General features: G+C 39.9%; 15 protein-coding genes and 1 riboswitch. Of the genes, 10 read left to right on the forward strand and 5 right to left on the reverse strand.

Features of this window, described 5'->3' with window-relative positions; translation table 11 throughout:
• The first annotated feature begins 122 nt into the window (after window positions 1-122).
• Window positions 123-1,358 (forward strand): alkane 1-monooxygenase, encoded by a 1,236-nt coding sequence (locus tag EGS47_RS14460; RefSeq protein ID WP_005004622.1) that lies wholly within the window; start codon window positions 123-125, stop codon window positions 1,356-1,358.
• Between the two features lie 57 nt (window positions 1,359-1,415).
• Here EGS47_RS14460 and EGS47_RS14465 read toward each other — a convergent pair whose 3' ends face one another.
• The 5 genes from EGS47_RS14465 to EGS47_RS14485 all read right to left on the reverse strand — a co-directional run bounded on the left by EGS47_RS14465 (window position 1,416) and on the right by EGS47_RS14485 (window position 6,755).
• The gene (locus EGS47_RS14465) at window positions 1,416-1,907 is read right to left on the reverse strand and encodes a GNAT family N-acetyltransferase (protein WP_005004621.1); all 492 of its coding nucleotides are present in this window, start codon (window positions 1,905-1,907) and stop codon (window positions 1,416-1,418) included.
• Window positions 1,908-1,998: 91 nt separating this feature from the next.
• On the reverse strand, window positions 1,999-3,204 hold the full coding sequence (locus tag EGS47_RS14470; RefSeq protein WP_004998221.1) for an acyl-CoA dehydrogenase family protein: 1,206 nt from the start codon (window positions 3,202-3,204) through the stop codon (window positions 1,999-2,001).
• 15 nt (window positions 3,205-3,219) lie between these two features.
• Window positions 3,220-4,503, reverse strand: coding sequence for an acyl-CoA dehydrogenase family protein (locus EGS47_RS14475; protein ID WP_171064997.1), 1,284 nt, complete (start codon window positions 4,501-4,503; stop codon window positions 3,220-3,222).
• A gap of 243 nt (window positions 4,504-4,746) precedes the next feature.
• Window positions 4,747-6,120 (reverse strand): ABC1 kinase family protein, encoded by a 1,374-nt coding sequence (locus EGS47_RS14480; RefSeq protein ID WP_119686087.1) that lies wholly within the window; start codon window positions 6,118-6,120, stop codon window positions 4,747-4,749.
• A 329-nt stretch (window positions 6,121-6,449) separates the two neighbouring features.
• On the reverse strand, window positions 6,450-6,755 hold the full coding sequence (locus EGS47_RS14485) for a hypothetical protein (protein ID WP_119686088.1): 306 nt from the start codon (window positions 6,753-6,755) through the stop codon (window positions 6,450-6,452).
• Between the two features lie 174 nt (window positions 6,756-6,929).
• Window positions 6,930-6,996: riboswitch (Fluoride riboswitch) on the forward strand.
• A gap of 187 nt (window positions 6,997-7,183) precedes the next feature.
• On the opposite strand from EGS47_RS14485, the gene EGS47_RS14490 reads away from it, so the two are divergent.
• The 9 genes from EGS47_RS14490 to kdpC all read left to right on the forward strand — a co-directional run bounded on the left by EGS47_RS14490 (window position 7,184) and on the right by kdpC (window position 15,754).
• On the forward strand, window positions 7,184-7,504 hold the full coding sequence (locus EGS47_RS14490; RefSeq protein ID WP_119686089.1) for a DUF190 domain-containing protein: 321 nt from the start codon (window positions 7,184-7,186) through the stop codon (window positions 7,502-7,504).
• 1 nt (window position 7,505) lies between these two features.
• Entirely contained in the window at window positions 7,506-8,036 is a 531-nt protein-coding gene (gene ppa / locus EGS47_RS14495; protein WP_119686090.1) for an inorganic diphosphatase, read from the forward strand.
• Between the two features lie 195 nt (window positions 8,037-8,231).
• Complete coding sequence (locus tag EGS47_RS14500; RefSeq protein WP_162897671.1) at window positions 8,232-8,972, forward strand: HesA/MoeB/ThiF family protein; 741 nt, start codon at window positions 8,232-8,234, stop codon at window positions 8,970-8,972.
• Window positions 8,973-9,019: 47 nt separating this feature from the next.
• Window positions 9,020-10,318, forward strand: coding sequence for an ABC1 kinase family protein (locus EGS47_RS14505; RefSeq protein WP_005004617.1), 1,299 nt, complete (start codon window positions 9,020-9,022; stop codon window positions 10,316-10,318).
• Window positions 10,319-10,335: 17 nt separating this feature from the next.
• Window positions 10,336-10,716 carry a dihydroneopterin aldolase gene (folB, locus tag EGS47_RS14510; RefSeq protein ID WP_005004615.1) on the forward strand — a complete coding sequence of 127 codons (381 nt, stop codon included), beginning with the start codon at window positions 10,336-10,338 and terminating at the stop codon, window positions 10,714-10,716.
• Complete coding sequence (locus EGS47_RS14515) at window positions 10,673-11,128, forward strand: 2-amino-4-hydroxy-6-hydroxymethyldihydropteridine diphosphokinase (RefSeq protein WP_005004613.1); 456 nt, start codon at window positions 10,673-10,675, stop codon at window positions 11,126-11,128. The genes folB and EGS47_RS14515 overlap by 44 nt, the downstream gene beginning before the upstream one ends.
• A gap of 291 nt (window positions 11,129-11,419) precedes the next feature.
• Window positions 11,420-13,117, forward strand: coding sequence for a potassium-transporting ATPase subunit KdpA (gene kdpA / locus EGS47_RS14520; RefSeq protein ID WP_005004609.1), 1,698 nt, complete (start codon window positions 11,420-11,422; stop codon window positions 13,115-13,117).
• Window positions 13,118-13,123: 6 nt separating this feature from the next.
• Window positions 13,124-15,148: a potassium-transporting ATPase subunit KdpB gene (gene kdpB, locus EGS47_RS14525; protein WP_370684948.1), complete on the forward strand. Its 2,025-nt coding sequence runs from the start codon at window positions 13,124-13,126 to the stop codon at window positions 15,146-15,148.
• Between the two features lie 9 nt (window positions 15,149-15,157).
• Window positions 15,158-15,754: a potassium-transporting ATPase subunit KdpC gene (gene kdpC, locus EGS47_RS14530; RefSeq protein ID WP_005004603.1), complete on the forward strand. Its 597-nt coding sequence runs from the start codon at window positions 15,158-15,160 to the stop codon at window positions 15,752-15,754.
• The last annotated feature ends 16 nt before the right edge of the window (window positions 15,755-15,770 follow it).

Below are 15,770 nucleotides of genomic sequence, written 5' to 3' on the forward strand. Positions count from 1 at the left end.
TAGGACAAAAAAATGGTCGAAAATGCCAAAGACTTTTACATAGGTTTTTTGGACGCATGCAACTGTCTTTCAAAGTATAAATTCAACAAGATACAGATATCAAGAAAGAAAGGATGCGAGACATGAATGCTTCAGTAAAAGTCCAGCAAGAATTGCTCACCGTAGCTTCAAAGTCAAAATTAGAATTAGATCGTAAACGTTATATGTGGATGTTAGGGCCAGCTTTACCTGCCATTGGGATTGGTATTTTAGCGGGTTATCAATTTGCACCACGTCCATTGAAAAAACTTTTTGCTTTAGGTGGTCCAATTGTATTACATGTGATTATTCCGGCCATTGATACCATTATTGGTAAAGATGCCAATAATCCGACTAACGAAGATATTAAGTTACTGGAAAATGATCCATATTATGCCACTTTAGTCAAAACTTTTATTCCATTACAATATGCCGCAAATGTTTATGCCTGTTATATTGCCAGTCGTAAAGAAACCTCATTTTTAGATAAAATTTTAATTGGTATCTCTATGGGAGCGGTGAACGGTATTGCGATTAATACCGCCCATGAACTCAGTCATAAACAAGACCGTATTGATCATCTCTTGTCTCATATGGCCCTTGTTCCGACAGGATATAATCATTTCCGCGTTGAACATCCTTATGGACATCACAAACGTGCTGCGACACCTGAAGATCCAGCATCTTCACAAATGGGCGAGACATTTTATGAGTTTTGGCCTCGTACGGTATTGGGTTCTTTAAAATCAGCTATTGAAATTGAAACCAACCGATTAAAACGCAAGGGTAAACAGTTCTGGTCTAAAGACAATGAACTGCTACAAGGTTGGGCAATGAGTGCTACTTTCCATGCCTCAATGGTTAAATTATTTGGAAAAGGGGCAATTCCTTATCTAGCAACTCAGGCATTTTATGGCATCAGCTTGTTTGAAATCATTAACTATATTGAACACTATGGTTTATTGCGTCAGAAAAAAGCTGATGGTAACTATGAGCGTACCATGCCAGAGCATAGTTGGAACAACAATAACATCGTGACTAATTTATTTTTATATCAGTTGCAACGTCACTCAGATCATCATGCTTATCCAACTCGTCCATTTCAGGCATTGCGTCATTTTGATGAAGCGCCTGAGCTGCCAAGTGGTTATGCGAGTATGTTATTACCTGCATTGATTCCGTCAATGTGGTTTAAAATGATGGATAAACGTGTTTTTGATCACTACAAAGGTGATTTGAACAAAGCCAATATTTACCCTAAACGTCGCGCTAAAATTTTTGCGAAGTTTGGTTTAGTCGATAAATCATTGCAAACTGAAGAAAACTCGACCAACTCATAAGTTTTATCTAAGTTTTCCTTGAACAGCCCTAATTGTGTTTAGGGCTTTTTTTATAGTTTAAGCTTCCAACGCTTTTAGCATCCAGATCTCACAGGCTTGACTGTGACCAGTCTGACCACGTGATTGAGCTAAGTGTTGAAAGCCTAATCTTTCATACAAACTGACTGCCTCTTTAAGTGTCGCTGTTGTTTCCAGATAACAATCATGGAAACCTTGTGCTTTGGCGAAATCAAAACATTGCTGTAAAAGTTTTTTAGCAAAACCCTGACCGCGTAAGACAGGCAAGAAATACATTTTTTGAATTTCGAGTAAAGTGGAGTCTCCCAATAATGGCGCAATGCCACCACCACCCAACACGTTATCATGTTGATCTACAATCACCCAGTATTGACTGTTGGGATGATGATAAACCTCAGACATTTGATCCAGTATTGGGTCCGAAACTGCAAATCCTGCATCTGTGGCTAGACCATATTCTTTTGAGACTTCACGGATGACCTGAGCAATTTTGGGATCATCCTTGGTTTGGATAGGACGTATAAAATACATTGATAAGCATGAATAAAAAAGTGGAATCGAATTTAGCTTAAATCCAGATTCCACTCAAGTCGATTTATTTTCAATAAAATATCGGTGAATATTATTTTAATTCACTGGAAGATTTACCAAGTTCGCGACGTGCAATAATCAGTTGCTGGATTTGCTGTGTTCCTTCAAAAATATCCAGAATCTTGGAGTCACGTGCCCATTTTTCCAGTAATTCATCTTCGTTATAACCTACACTGGCTGCCAACTCGACACATTTTAAGGTAATGTCGTTGCCAATTCGACCTGCTTTGGCTTTGGCAATAGAAGCTTCCTTGGAGTTTGGCTTTTTATTATCTGCCATCCATGTGGCTTTTAAAGTCAGTAAACGGGCAGCTTCCCATTCAGCTTCCATCCGATAGATTTGAGCAGCAATATTAGAGGTCTGCAAATAAGGCGTTGCATAGTCTGCTTCAAGCTCATCTTTAAAAATTTCTTTAATACGCTCTAGTGAGGCTTTGGCACAACCGACGGCCATTGCTGCAACCAGTGGACGGGTATTATCAAACGTTTCCATCACACCCGCGAAACCTTTAGCGACATCGACTTCAGCATTGCCTAACAAATTGGCCGCAGGAACACGACAGTCGATAAAGCTAATCGCCGCTGTATCTGAGGCTTTAATCCCTAATTTATGTTCCAGACGCTCAACTTTCATGCCCGGTGTACCTTTAGGAACCACAAAGGATTTAATTGCGGCGCGACCTAATTTACGATCCAGTGTTGCCCATACTACAACAGAGTCAGCGCGTTCGCCAGAGGTCACAAAGATCTTTTCACCATTCAAGATATAATCGTCACCGTCTTGGGTGGCGGTGGTTCGAATGGCAGCAGAATCAGAACCACAACCCGGTTCGGTAATCGCCATCGCAGCCCATGTGCCTTTAAAGCGTTCGAGTTGCTCATCGTTAGCAACGGCTGCTATTGCTGAATTACCTAAACCTTGACGGGGCATACTCAGTAATAGCCCTGTATCTCCGTAGCACATTTCAATGATGCTGAGTGCTGTAGATAGATTGGTGCCATTACGGTTGCCTTGATCCTGACTTTCATTGCGTTTTCCTGCTCCAGCCGCGCCAGCATTCATGCCTTCGCCACCTTCATTCATCCCGTCAACCAATGAGGCGAGCATATCCAGTTCTTTGGGATAAGCATGTTCAGCTTTGTCATATTTACGTGAAATAGGACGTAAAACATTCAGTGCAACTTCATGCGCCTGATCAATCAGCATCTTAAATTTTTTAGGATTTTGTAAATTCATTTTATTTTTCTCCGATTAAGCATGCAGACCTGAATGTAAAATTGCTGTAGCACGTAAATCACGATACCAGCGCTCAACAGGGTGTTCTTTGGTAAAACCATGACCACCTAAAACTTGTACGCCATCCGTGCCAATTTTCATGGATTTTTCAGCACATAATAAACGTGCCAGATATGCTTCACGGTGGAAGGGTTGACCTGCTTCAGCCAGACTTGCTGCATTTAAAATCAACATACGCATGGCATCGATTTCAATCGCCATATCTGCGATCATAAATGCGACACTTTGACGATGTGAAATTGGTTCTCCAAATGCAGTACGTTCATTGGCGTAAGTAATACAGTAGGCTTTGGCTGCTTCACATGTACCGACTGCCATTGAACACCACATTAGATTGCCTAGATCAATAAATGCGCTGTAATCAAATTCTTGATCACCCAAACGTGTTGCGGGTGTATTTTGAAAGTTCAATGTGACTGATTGAGTAGCTTTAAGTCCCATTGCAGGCGAGCTTTTTAAATGGATACTATCGTCACGCTCTACAACGAAAACATCGGCATGACCATTGAAATCCGCACTGACCAGCAATAAATCAGCCGTTTCCCCTAAAACGACTAACGTTTTTTCGCCCGTAATATAAAACTGATCATGGGTTAACGTGGCTTTGGTTTTGAGTTTAAATGGGTTAAATGCAGGCGTGTTTTCCTGTACTGCAAAGGTTGCCTGAATCTTGCTATCTTCGGCAAAAGCAGTCAGATACTTTGATTGAACCTCTTCGGAACCCCAGCGGGTCAGGGCATTGATCACGCTGAATGTACTGAGTAATCCTGCGGTTAAACTAAAATCACCCCGTGCCAGATGTTCTGCGATCAAGATATTACTCACAATATTTTGTTCTGCTGCCACACCACCTAAGGCTTCAGGAAGGGCATAGTAATTAAGTCCTAAATCTTCGATATATTGCCAAAGTTCATCTGGGAATTTGGCATCATGATCGGCTTGATGTGCAAGTGGAGCCAAAACTTCTTGTGCAAATTGAGACATGGCCTCAACGGTCATTTGTTGTTCTTCAGTCAGGCTTAAATCGAACAGGTTTTTTTGCTGATTTGGTAAGCGCTGACGATCAATATTTTGAGGTTTAAAGGCTTTTTGAGTATGACTCAGTGCTTTAAATCCTGTTTTTGAACCTTGGTAAAGTGATTTTTCTATTAACTTACGTAGCTTAAATTGGTCCAGTAAATCACTGGATGCCATTTTTGTCAGTAATGAAAGTCCAAAACCTTGGGCTTTATTGACCATATTCGTCATTGCGCTGCATCCTTCGCAGTATTAATTATTGTTTTTATGCTGACATGCCTTAAATCAAAAAACCATGTCAGTGCTGACAGTGATATTTGAGGATGATAAGTAGAAAATAAGAAAGATGATATCAATCTAATCTTATGAATTTTATATGAAAATAAAAAAAGAATCGGAAAGTCAATTTAAAGAATTGACTAGGCTGACAAAGTTACAACCTAGTCGAGTATAAATTATCTATTTTTAAGCGTATTTGCGGATCATTTGTCTGACATTGGTTCTTGCATCAATGACGGTCATAAACGTGTAGGCACCGATGAATTTACGGCTGATAAACATAAACTCTTTAGGGGGAACTGAAAAGTAACGTGATGCCATCGATTTACTGGCTTGTTGCATGACGCGGCTATGTAGTTGACTCTTTTTCCAGTTGTAACGTTCTTGTTCATCCATCAAACCTTGTGGCATTTCAGGATTATTTTCAGGGCAGCTAAAGGCTTCAGTGGCAAGTAAAAACACTTTAGCCATGTCGGGTTTGATCGCTTGTGGGATTGAATCAAAAAATTCATAGCCTGTCATGGCTTTGACCATGGCATCGGCATCATGATGATAGCCTGCTGTGATTAAGCTCCGAGCGACATTTAACAGGTGATCATCAAACTGACGAATAGCACCAAAGTCAAGCAATACAATCTTGTCCTTGATATCATCACCATTGCCCAAACGAACCAAATAGTTGCCAAAGTTTGGGTCGGTTTGCATTTCGCCCCATTCAAAAATTTCGCGAACTGCGATTTCGAGCGATGCTTCTCCAAGCAGATTACGACGTTCCTGTGGTAATGACAGCATCACGGGACTATTGATTGGTACACCACGTTCAAAGGTCATGCATAAAATTTTATCGGTACAATAATCATCAATAATATGTGGCACGACATAACGAGGATCATGTTTAAGACGTTCTGCAAAGCGTCGTGTAGTTGCTGATTCTATGTCATAACTGACTTCACGATGCATCATTTCACGGACTTCTTCAAACCATTGATCAAATTCACGGGTTTGAGGCACCATACGTGTCAGCTTGAGCATATTTTTAAATAAGCTCATATCTGAATCGATGGCTTCGGCAACGCCTGGATACTGGATTTTTAAGACCAATTCTAGTCCATCAGATTTACGTGTGGCACGATGGACCTGAGCCAGTGATGCAGTCCCAATCGGTTCATGATCAATAGTCAGTTCATGAAGTTTATCGCCGAGTTGTTCTTGTAAATGTTCTTTGATTGCAGGCCATGCGAGAGCAACAGTCTGGTTATTAAGTGTATTAAGTGCCTGAGTAATTTCTTCTGGCAAAAAATGTTCGCCGTAGAGCGCCATCATCTGACCGATTTTAACAATCGAACCTTTGAGTTTGCCAATTTCTGAAACTAAATAATTTGCCTGTTCTGTCATCGCTTTTTTACGTTTTTTTTCTTTTTCTTCATCACTTGAGAAAAAAGAAGACGCATTTGCCGTTGCCCAGCGAGTACCCGCAAGCAATGAGGCTTTAGCGATAGATAAGCGTCGATCCATAGATGATGTTTTTAGGTTCTTAAGCTTATCGTTCTGATCAGACATATAAAATCCTTGCTAAAGTCATGCAGAGTCAATGAGTATAATTGTAGCGAATATTACATGCTATGACCGTATTAAAACAGTTAGAGTGGAAGAATGTTTATCTGAAATTTTTGGATAGTACAAAAAATATTCAAATTGAGGGTGTGAGCATATTTGTAGCTCAGTTTTTTATGCAATCTGCAAGAACTTCGAGTTAAGTAGAAAAGCAAATTCAGTCAATAAGTGAACAACAGACTTTTTACAAGACATGTTTATTGTTCTCTAATTTAGGAGAAATATAAAAAAGATTTAAACCATGAGGAAAGAAGTCTAAAAGATCGATTTACACTCTACATACGAAACTTGATTTTAAGACTCTCGCGCATTTTTAATTGATTCACATGACTTAAAATATGCTGATCAATCATTGTCTGAACAGATCGATGCATAAAGCCTAAGGCATATCCCTTGACAATAATAATGCTTGGTAAGGTGAAGAAGAAATACTTTGCATCTTCAAGTGATGCATCTTCAAAAACACCATGAGAGTTTAAGGTATCACAAAAATACTGTTTCTCAGCTTTAACATGGTTTGATTCCATATCGTTCCAATAATTCTCACGCATTGCTAAAAGGTTATTGTGCTTATAACTCATTGGTTGTGAATATCTCTATCAAAAAAAGAACGGAATAAATGATACTGATAAAGGGCATGATCATTTCAGATTTAGTGTAAATGAATTTGTTGAAAGTACAATTTTAAAGCGATAAAAATTGTTATTAAACAGTGAAAAATTCTCCACATTTCAGAATTTTTGCTATATTAATCCTAACGACAGGGAGATGGCATTCCTCCTTATACAAACCGTCATAATGACTAATGATGCCTACGAACTTCTGATACATCAGAGGGCGTAGGTTCGTGCACTGATTGTCTAAAATTGTAGTAATATAATGAAAAAAATATTGATATATAAGCTAAAAAATACAACACCTTTTTGGAGTTTTAAACTATTCCACCCTTTGCATCTATAGCTTTCGCTAAAAAGACATCAAATTTATACACTCAAATAGTGAGAACAGAATGCAAGGTTATCAAATTACTTTTTATTCCCAACTCAGTGTGTCTCAGGATGGTATTCCGATTCATCGCTGGTTATTGGATGTCGCTAAAAAAATGAATTTGCGCGGTGCGACGGTGGTGAATGGTCGTGAAGGGTTGGATCATCGCGGTAAGTTTCATTCAGCAGGTTTTTTTGAAATAGTGGATCAACCTGTTTTGATTCAATTCATATTAACGGTACAAGAATCTGATCAATTATTTAAATATCTTGAACACATGGAAATAGAATTATTTTACGTCAAGCTTCCTGTTGAGTTCGGTGTGATAGGGTCTGGAGAATAAAATGAGTCTTAAAAATGTAATCGCAGGGGTTAATCCTCCTGATGATTTTTATACCATCATCGAAATTGCAAAAGATAGTTTACCCATTAAATATGAGGTCAATAAAGAATTTGATACTTTATTTGTGGATCGGTTTTTGTTTACTGCAATGAGCTATCCTGAAAATTATGGTTATATTCCGCAAACACTAAGTGACGATGGTGATCCCTTGGATGTACTGGTTTTTGCGCCTTATCCAGTATTAAGTGGTAGCGTTATTCGTAGTCGTCCAGTAGGCATTATGTATATGGAAGATGAACACGGTATTGATGCGAAAATCATTGCTGTGCCACATCGCAAACTCAGTTCTTTATACGATGGTGTTCAGAGTCTAGATGATTTACCTTGTTCTAGTTTGGCACGAACTCAGCATTTCTTTGAACATTATAAAGATATTGAACCTGAAAAATGGGTTAAGTTTAGAGGCTGGGGGGACTTGGCTGAGGCACAGGAAGAAATCAGAAAGTCTGTAGCAGCCTATAAACCACACTAAAATATTTAAAATTTGATAAGTCAGAAATCAAAGGCTGCTAAAGCAGCCTTTGATGTTTTTCATAGAACATAATTTACTAAAATTAAATGATTAAATCAGGCGCTTTTGTTTTTATAATAGGCATATTGAATTATCTACGAGCATAAATAAGTGATTGATCAGCCACACTCTGAGCTGGAACTCAGTGATAGTGAAATGCATTTGTATAGTCGCCAAATTCTATTGGATGGTTGGGATATCGAGGCTCAAGAGAGATTAAAACTTGCTAATGTTTTGATTGTGGGGGCTGGTGGAATAGGTTGTACCAGTGCAGAGTTATTGGCTCGTGCGGGCGTTGGGAAGATCACCATTATTGATGCAGACACAATAGAGGTCAGTAATCTACAACGTCAAATTGCTTTTACACCACAAGATTTAGGTCACTATAAAGCTGAAGTTTTAGCAAAACGGCTGATGCAAATAAATCCCTATATTCATATTGAGTATTTAACGGTTCTTCTTGATCAGTCAAATGTAGACGATCTGATTCAACAGCAGGATTTAGTTTTAGATGGGTGTGATAATTTTACAACCCGTTATTTGGTCAATGCCACTTGCAAAAAACATTTAGTTCCTTTGATCAGTGCTTCTGCGATTGGTTTTCAGGGGCAGTTATTTATGGTGGATGCAGATTCAGCCTGTTATGAATGTTTATTTCCTAAAGAACAATATAGTAATGAAGGGTTGCGTTGTGCTGAATCAGGTGTACTTGCAACGACCCCTGTCATGATAGCGTCATTACAAGCACATCACACATTGCTGTTTTTAGGACTAAATTTAACACCTTTAAAAAGTAAACTCTTGCTTTGGGATGGTTTAACACTTAAACAACGTATTCTTCATTTTGAAAAAGATACAAATTGCCCAATTTGTCAGGCAAGTTTATCGGTAAACTAAATGAAGTTTGATACACTGCCTTAATAGACTAAATCACATTGAATGATATGAAAAAAAATATTCTGTTTGACGGATTTCGTTCCGTTGCGCGTATTGGTGAAACTGCTGTGGTGGCAGCTAAAGCGGGTATTAAATACGCGACTGAAAAGCCAAGTAATGCCAAGCTTATGCGTGAAACATTTGAGTCATTAGGTTCGACTTATATTAAACTCGGTCAGTTTATTGCGAGTACGCCTTCACTTTTTCCACGCGAATATGTTGAGGAATTTCAAGGCTGTCTCGACCAAACCCCCACTTTGCCATTTAGCTATATTCAGGAAGTTCTGGCAACTGAGTTTGCTGGTCGTGATCTCAGTGAAATTTTTACTTCGATTGATGAAACACCATTGGCGTCAGCTTCGATTGCACAAGTGCATGCTGCAAAGCTGACCACTGGTGAAGATGTCGTTATCAAAGTTCAAAAACCTGGTGTTGAAACTATTTTATATACGGACTTGAACGTGGTGCATTGGGCGACCAAAATGCTAGAAAAAGCCATTCCGAAAGTTAAGTTTGCTTCACTGTCTGAAATTGTAGATGAAATCAAAACACGCATGGTACGTGAAGTTGATTTTATTGAAGAAGCACAAAATCTCGATGATTTTGTTGAATATTTAGAGATTACTAATAATCTGGCAGCAACTGCACCGAAAGTGTATCATCAGTTTTCAACGCGCCGTGTATTGACTATGGAACGCTTATATGGCGTATCTTTAACTGATTTTGAGGTGGTTAAAAAATACGCCAAAGACCCATCACAAGTATTAATCACTGCCATGAATACATGGTTTGGCAGTTTAATGCTGTGTAAAAGCTTTCATGCAGACTTGCATGCGGGTAATCTCATGTTGCTCGAAGATGGACGTATTGGTTTTATTGATTTTGGTATCGTTGGGCAACTAAATCCCGAAGTCTGGACTGCATGTTTAGCCTTTATGGATGCTTTACAAAAAACTGATTACACCGCAATGGCTGAAAACATGCTGAAAATGGGCATGACTCATACAAAGATTGATACTCATGTTTTGGCGCGTGATCTTGAGCGCTTATTTAGTGGTGTTTTACTTGCCGATCCTCAGGAAATTTTGACTTCAAAACCGTCTGATTTAAATGACATTATGCTAGATATGGTGGCTGTGGGTGAGCGTCACGGGATCAAATTTCCGCGTGATTTTGCTCTGTTGTTTAAACAAATGCTGTATTTTGATCGTTTTATGCGCGTCCTTGCACCGTATACCGATATTTATGCAGACCAGCGTTTGAAAATGGTTCAAACTATAGAGCCACAATCGTTGTTTAAACATTAATTTTGAGTTAGATCATCATGGATGCCATTGTTATTGAAGGTTTAAAGGTCAATACTGTAATTGGCTGTTTCAATTGGGAACGGCAAATTATTCAACCTTTAATGCTGGATTTAACCGTTCATGTTGATTTGAGCCAAGCAGCTAAATCAGATCAGCTTGAGCATACTTTAAATTATGCTCAAATCTGTGAACTTGCTGCTCAAACCATTCAAAAAGCACAACCGAAATTGATTGAGCATGCAGCTCAACTGGTTTTGCAAGTGCTTTTCGAGACGTTTTCAGCGATTCAATCTATTATTATTACCATTCGTAAGCCTGCCATTATTGCAGAAGCCAATTCTGTAGGAATTCGCCTTGAACGCCAACGAAACGATTTTTGCCCTCGCATTGGCGAGTAATTTTGATCCAGAATCACATTTTCAGATTGCCTATCAAACCATTCAGTTATGGGGTGAGGTTACATTTTCACATGTTTATCAGATTCCGTGCCGTGATGGTGTTGGAGCGAATTATTGGAATTCAGCCTGTCTGTTAAAATCTCTCAAAAGCCGATCTGAGATTGAAATCGCGCTGAAACAACTTGAGGCTCGATCAGGTCGTATTCGACCATCACATCAGATTTCGCTCGACGTTGATTTGATTGCGTGGGGAGATCATCTTGGTGAGATGCAGTTTAATCCTAAAAAAATGCCACTCGCAGTAGACGTCAAAATTCCACTTTATGAGTTATGGAAAAATGCTGTGCTATACGTTTCGGAGTACGATTTTCCACAGATTGATTTTCAAATCAAGACTCAAACCCATTCATGATCGTAATGGTATTTATCTGATTTACAAAATAAATTTTGATGATCACTTTTTACGTTTATAAGATTTTACGCAAAATTTACGCCAGTTAAACTCTCTGCAATAGAGAGTTTACGGACATTATACGCATACTGAGATTCGGGAAATCCGTTTCAATTTCAGGAATATAATAATGTCTAGCGTCTATGTCGGTAGCATTTTTAGCTCTACACTCGAAGGGCAAAGTCTAAAAAGTCTTCAATCATTATTCACATTTCAGGTGATAAATCTCTGTCATTTACAGGGGATTTTGTCATGCTAGAACTCTATTTATTACTTGCATTAGTCATCTTACTTGCTTGGCCATTGGGTAAATATCTGGCGAAGGTCATGGCGAATCAGCCGATGAAATCTGATGTCATGTTTGGTTGGATTGAAAGACCTATTTACGCGATTTTGGGGATAAAGCCAGAGCAGCAGATGGGACTTCGCCAATATGTCGCTGCATTTTTAGTAAGTTGTGTAGTGTTATTGGTTTTATCAACTTGCATTTTTATGACCCAAGCATGGCTGCCGTTAAATCCAAATCAGGCCCCAAATATGAGTTGGGATTTGGCTTTACACACCACAATTTCTTTTTTAACCAATACCAATCAACAACATTATTCAGGTCAGGCTCAACTGTCATATTTTTCACAGATGACAGCAATTGTGGGTTTGCAGGTGATTACCCCGATGATGGGCTTGGCTTTGGCTGTGGCAACGCTTAGAGCTTTTTTTCTACAGAAAAAAAATAATGATAATCTGACTTCTGAATCAATCCAATTGGGAAATTATTGGGCAGATTTAGTCCGTCCTACGGTGCGTTTCTTAATGCCATTGTGCTTAATCTGGTCATTATTATTGAATTGGCAGGGGGTTCCTGCAACTTTTCAGGGTGGTCCAGAAGTACAAGTACTAGATCATTCTGTAGAAAAACAATTACAAAAAATTCCACTAGGCCCTGTTGCTCCAATGGTTGCCATTAAGCAATTAGGCAGTAATGGTGGTGGTTGGTACGGGCCAAACAGTAGTGTACCACTGGAAAATCCCACACCATTTTCAAACTTTCTGGAAATGCTGGCAATTCTCCTCATTCCAGTCTCATTGATTTTTATGCTGGGATATTTCACTCAACGTAAACGCTTTGCCGTGTTTGTGTTTGGAACCATGTTGTTGATGTCTGTCCTTTCAGCGACCGCATCAATCTGGTCAGAAAGTTTATCTGAGACTGCACATCAAATCACAGTCATGGAAGGTAAAGAACAACGCTTTGGTGCCGCATCTTCTGCATTATGGGCAGCAGTCACCACGCAGGTAAACAATGGTTCGGTCGATATGATGCATGACTCATCTGCACCATTAACTGGATTGGTTGCTCTGAGCAATATGTTGATCAATGCGATCTGGGGCGGGATTGGATGCGGTTTACAGCAATTTATCGTTTATTTGTTACTTACCGTGTTTATCGCTGGGTTAATGACTGGGCGTACCCCTGAATTATTTGGTCGTAAAATTGAAGCGGCTGAAATTAAGTTATTGGCCATTCTCATTTTGCTACAACCGATTGTGATTTTAGCTTTTACTGCAATTACGCTGGTTAATCCTGCCATATCGGGCATTAGTAATGCGGGTGCGCATGGAATTAGTCAGGTGTTTTATGAGTATGTGTCTGCATTTGCCAATAATGGTTCGGGTTTTGAAGGCTTGGGTGATAACACAATCTGGTGGAATTTAAGCTGTAGTGCAGTTTTATTACTGGGGCGTTTTCCAGCCTTGATTATTCCTCTCATGATTGCTGTTCGTCTTGCTCAGAAACGTCAGGCTCCTGAAAGTTCAGGAAGCTTAAAAGTAGAAACACCCACTTTTTCATTGACCTTAATTGCGGTCGTCATCACTTTAACCTTGTTGCAATTTATGCCGATTTTAGTCCTTGGGCCAATTGCGGACTATCTCAGTATGCAGTTGGGTTAAGGAGGAATAACTATGTCAACTCAAATTCAGTCTCAACAAACGACTCAACAGCGCATCGAAGCGATAAAAAGTGCTTTTGTCAAATTACTGCCTCAACACATGTTGAAAAATCCAGTCATGGGTATTGTCTGGTTAGGCACACTAATTACGGCATTTAGTACACTGGCAGGCTATACCGAATGGCTGTTTGGTAGTCTAGTTACGATCATACTCTTTATAACTGTATTATTTGCCAACTATGCAGAAGCGATAGCTGAAGCCAGAGGTCGTGGTCAGGCCTCTTCATTGCGTCAGGCACGACAAAATTTAGTCGCAAGAAAACTGGAATCATTACAGAATCGTACAACACATGAAATTGCGGCCACTCAGCTTAAAATTAATGATTTTATTGAAGTTCATGCAGGCGAGTTAATTCCTGCTGATGGTGAAATTATTGAAGGCTTTGCCACCATCAATGAAGCAGCGGTGACGGGTGAGTCTGCGCCTGTATTGCGTGAAGCAGGAACAGATCGATCAGGTGTGATTGGTGGTACTAAAGTCTTGACCGATTCTATTATTGTGCAGGTAACTGCCGATTCGGGAAATAGCTTTTTAGATCGCATGATTGCTCTGGTCGAAGGTTCAAATCGTCAAAAAACGCCTAATGAGATTGCATTGGGTATTTTACTCATGGTGATGACATTGACTTTTGTCATGGTCGTGGCGAGTTTGCCTTTTATCGCCAGCTATTTGCAGATCAGTATCAGTCCAGTGGTTTTAGTGGCGTTATTGGTGTGTTTGATTCCAACCACGATTGGTGGACTGCTGCCTGCGATTGGCATCGCAGGGATGAATCGAGCACTCAAAGCCAATGTTCTAGCAAAATCTGGTAAGGCTGTTGAAGTTGCGGGTGATATTGATGTCTTGCTTTTAGATAAAACAGGAACGATTACCTATGGTGACCGCCAAGCGACTGCATTTTATCCCCTGACATCGGTTTCTGAGGCTGATTTAAGAATGGCAGCTTGGGTGAGCTCTTTGGCTGATCCAACCCCAGAAGGTAAATCGATTGTTAAACTGGCAAGAGAACAAGGCTTGCAAGCGATTGAGCCTGAGAATGCTGAATTTATTGCGTTCAATGCTTCATCACGTATTTCAGGTGTCAATCTGGAAAATGGTCAACAGATTCGTAAAGGTGCTCTAGATGCGATTTTAAAATTTGTACAGCACTCGCAAGCCGATGTCGAGTTAAAAGCTCGAGTTGAACAAGTTGCTTCAAAAGGTGCAACGCCATTGGTGGTTGCCAATCAACAGCACATTTTAGGAGTAATTGAACTCTCTGATGTGATCAAGCACGGTATTAAAGAAAAGTTTGCCCGTTTACGCGAAATGGGTATTAAAACCGTGATGGTCACAGGCGATAATCCATTGACCGCTGCTGCAATTGCGGCGGAAGCAGGTGTGGATGATTATATTGCAGAAGCACGTCCTGAAGATAAATTAGCATGTATTCGTAAAGAGCAGCAAGATGGTCATCTGGTCGCCATGGTGGGAGACGGAACCAATGATGCACCTGCATTGGCGCAGGCAGATATTGGTTTGGCCATGAATTCAGGCACTCAGGCTGCTAAAGAGGCGGGGAATATGGTTGATCTGGACTCTGATCCAACCAAACTCTTGGCTGTGGTTGAAATTGGTAAGCAACAATTGATTACGCGCGGTGCACTGACCACTTTTTCATTGGCTAATGATGTATCCAAATACTTTGCAATTTTACCTGCACTATTTGCTGCTGCCATTCCACAGATGCAAAAATTAAATATCATGCAGCTTTCTAGTCCACACAATGCGATTTTGGCTGCACTGATTTTCAATGCGATCATTATTCCATTACTGATCCCAATTGCTTTGCGCGGTGTGAAATTCAAACCCTCGACAGCAACTCAATTATTACGCCGTAATATGCTGATTTATGGTGTAGGTGGCGTGATTTTACCGTTTATTGCAATCAAAGCCATTGATCTTATTTTAGTTCATATTTTAGCTATATAGGAGTAGGACATGAAATCATCAGTACAATATGTTGAACCTCGTTCTGCAATATTACGTCCTGCTATTGGGCTAAGTTTGGTCAGCCTTTTAGGGTTCGGTTTGCTCTATAGCAGTGTGGCAACAGGACTAGGGCAGTTACTCTTTCCTGTACAGTCTAACGGAAGTTTGATTGAAAAGAGTCAGAGGATTGAGGGTTCCTCACTGGTTGCACAGAATTTTCAAAATCCTCGCTATTTTATGTCACGACCTTCGGCTGCAAACTATGATCCGATGGCATTATCAGGAAGTAATCTGGCGGTGACGAATCCTGATTTAAAGAACAAGATTGAACAGCGATTGGTTGAGGTTGCACAACAGAACCATATTGCCAAAAATCAGATTCCAAGTGATTTGGTCACTGCCTCTGGTAGTGGAATAGATCCGCATATTAGTCCAGAAGCAGCGCAATTGCAGGTGGAGCGAATTGCACAATTAAGGCATTTATCAACGCAGCAAGTAATAGATATTGTCCATCAACATACTGAATCGAAACAATTTGGACTGTTGGGACAAGCGCGTGTAAATGTGCTTGAATTGAATCTGGCTTTAGATCAACTTCATCCATAACCATAAATGGATCAAA

Source organism: Acinetobacter sp. FDAARGOS_515 (assembly GCF_003938865.1).
In the GTDB taxonomy this organism is placed as follows: Bacteria; Pseudomonadota; Gammaproteobacteria; order Pseudomonadales; family Moraxellaceae; genus Acinetobacter; species Acinetobacter ursingii.

Bases quoted from the DNA above. Each gene is read 5' to 3' on its own strand.
- EGS47_RS14460 (WP_005004622.1), top strand. From the start codon at position 123: ATGAATGCTTCAGTAAAAGTCCAGCAAGAATTGCTCACCGTAGCTTCA.
- EGS47_RS14465 (WP_005004621.1), bottom strand. From the start codon at position 1,907: ATGTATTTTATACGTCCTATCCAAACCAAGGATGATCCCAAAATTGCT.
- EGS47_RS14470 (WP_004998221.1), bottom strand. From the start codon at position 3,204: ATGAATTTACAAAATCCTAAAAAATTTAAGATGCTGATTGATCAGGCG.
- EGS47_RS14475 (WP_171064997.1), bottom strand. From the start codon at position 4,503: ATGGTCAATAAAGCCCAAGGTTTTGGACTTTCATTACTGACAAAAATG.
- EGS47_RS14480 (WP_119686087.1), bottom strand. From the start codon at position 6,120: ATGTCTGATCAGAACGATAAGCTTAAGAACCTAAAAACATCATCTATG.
- EGS47_RS14485 (WP_119686088.1), bottom strand. From the start codon at position 6,755: ATGAGTTATAAGCACAATAACCTTTTAGCAATGCGTGAGAATTATTGG.
- EGS47_RS14490 (WP_119686089.1), top strand. From the start codon at position 7,184: ATGCAAGGTTATCAAATTACTTTTTATTCCCAACTCAGTGTGTCTCAG.
- ppa (WP_119686090.1), top strand. From the start codon at position 7,506: ATGAGTCTTAAAAATGTAATCGCAGGGGTTAATCCTCCTGATGATTTT.
- EGS47_RS14500 (WP_162897671.1), top strand. From the start codon at position 8,232: ATGCATTTGTATAGTCGCCAAATTCTATTGGATGGTTGGGATATCGAG.
- EGS47_RS14505 (WP_005004617.1), top strand. From the start codon at position 9,020: ATGAAAAAAAATATTCTGTTTGACGGATTTCGTTCCGTTGCGCGTATT.
- folB (WP_005004615.1), top strand. From the start codon at position 10,336: ATGGATGCCATTGTTATTGAAGGTTTAAAGGTCAATACTGTAATTGGC.
- kdpA (WP_005004609.1), top strand. From the start codon at position 11,420: ATGCTAGAACTCTATTTATTACTTGCATTAGTCATCTTACTTGCTTGG.
- kdpC (WP_005004603.1), top strand. From the start codon at position 15,158: ATGAAATCATCAGTACAATATGTTGAACCTCGTTCTGCAATATTACGT.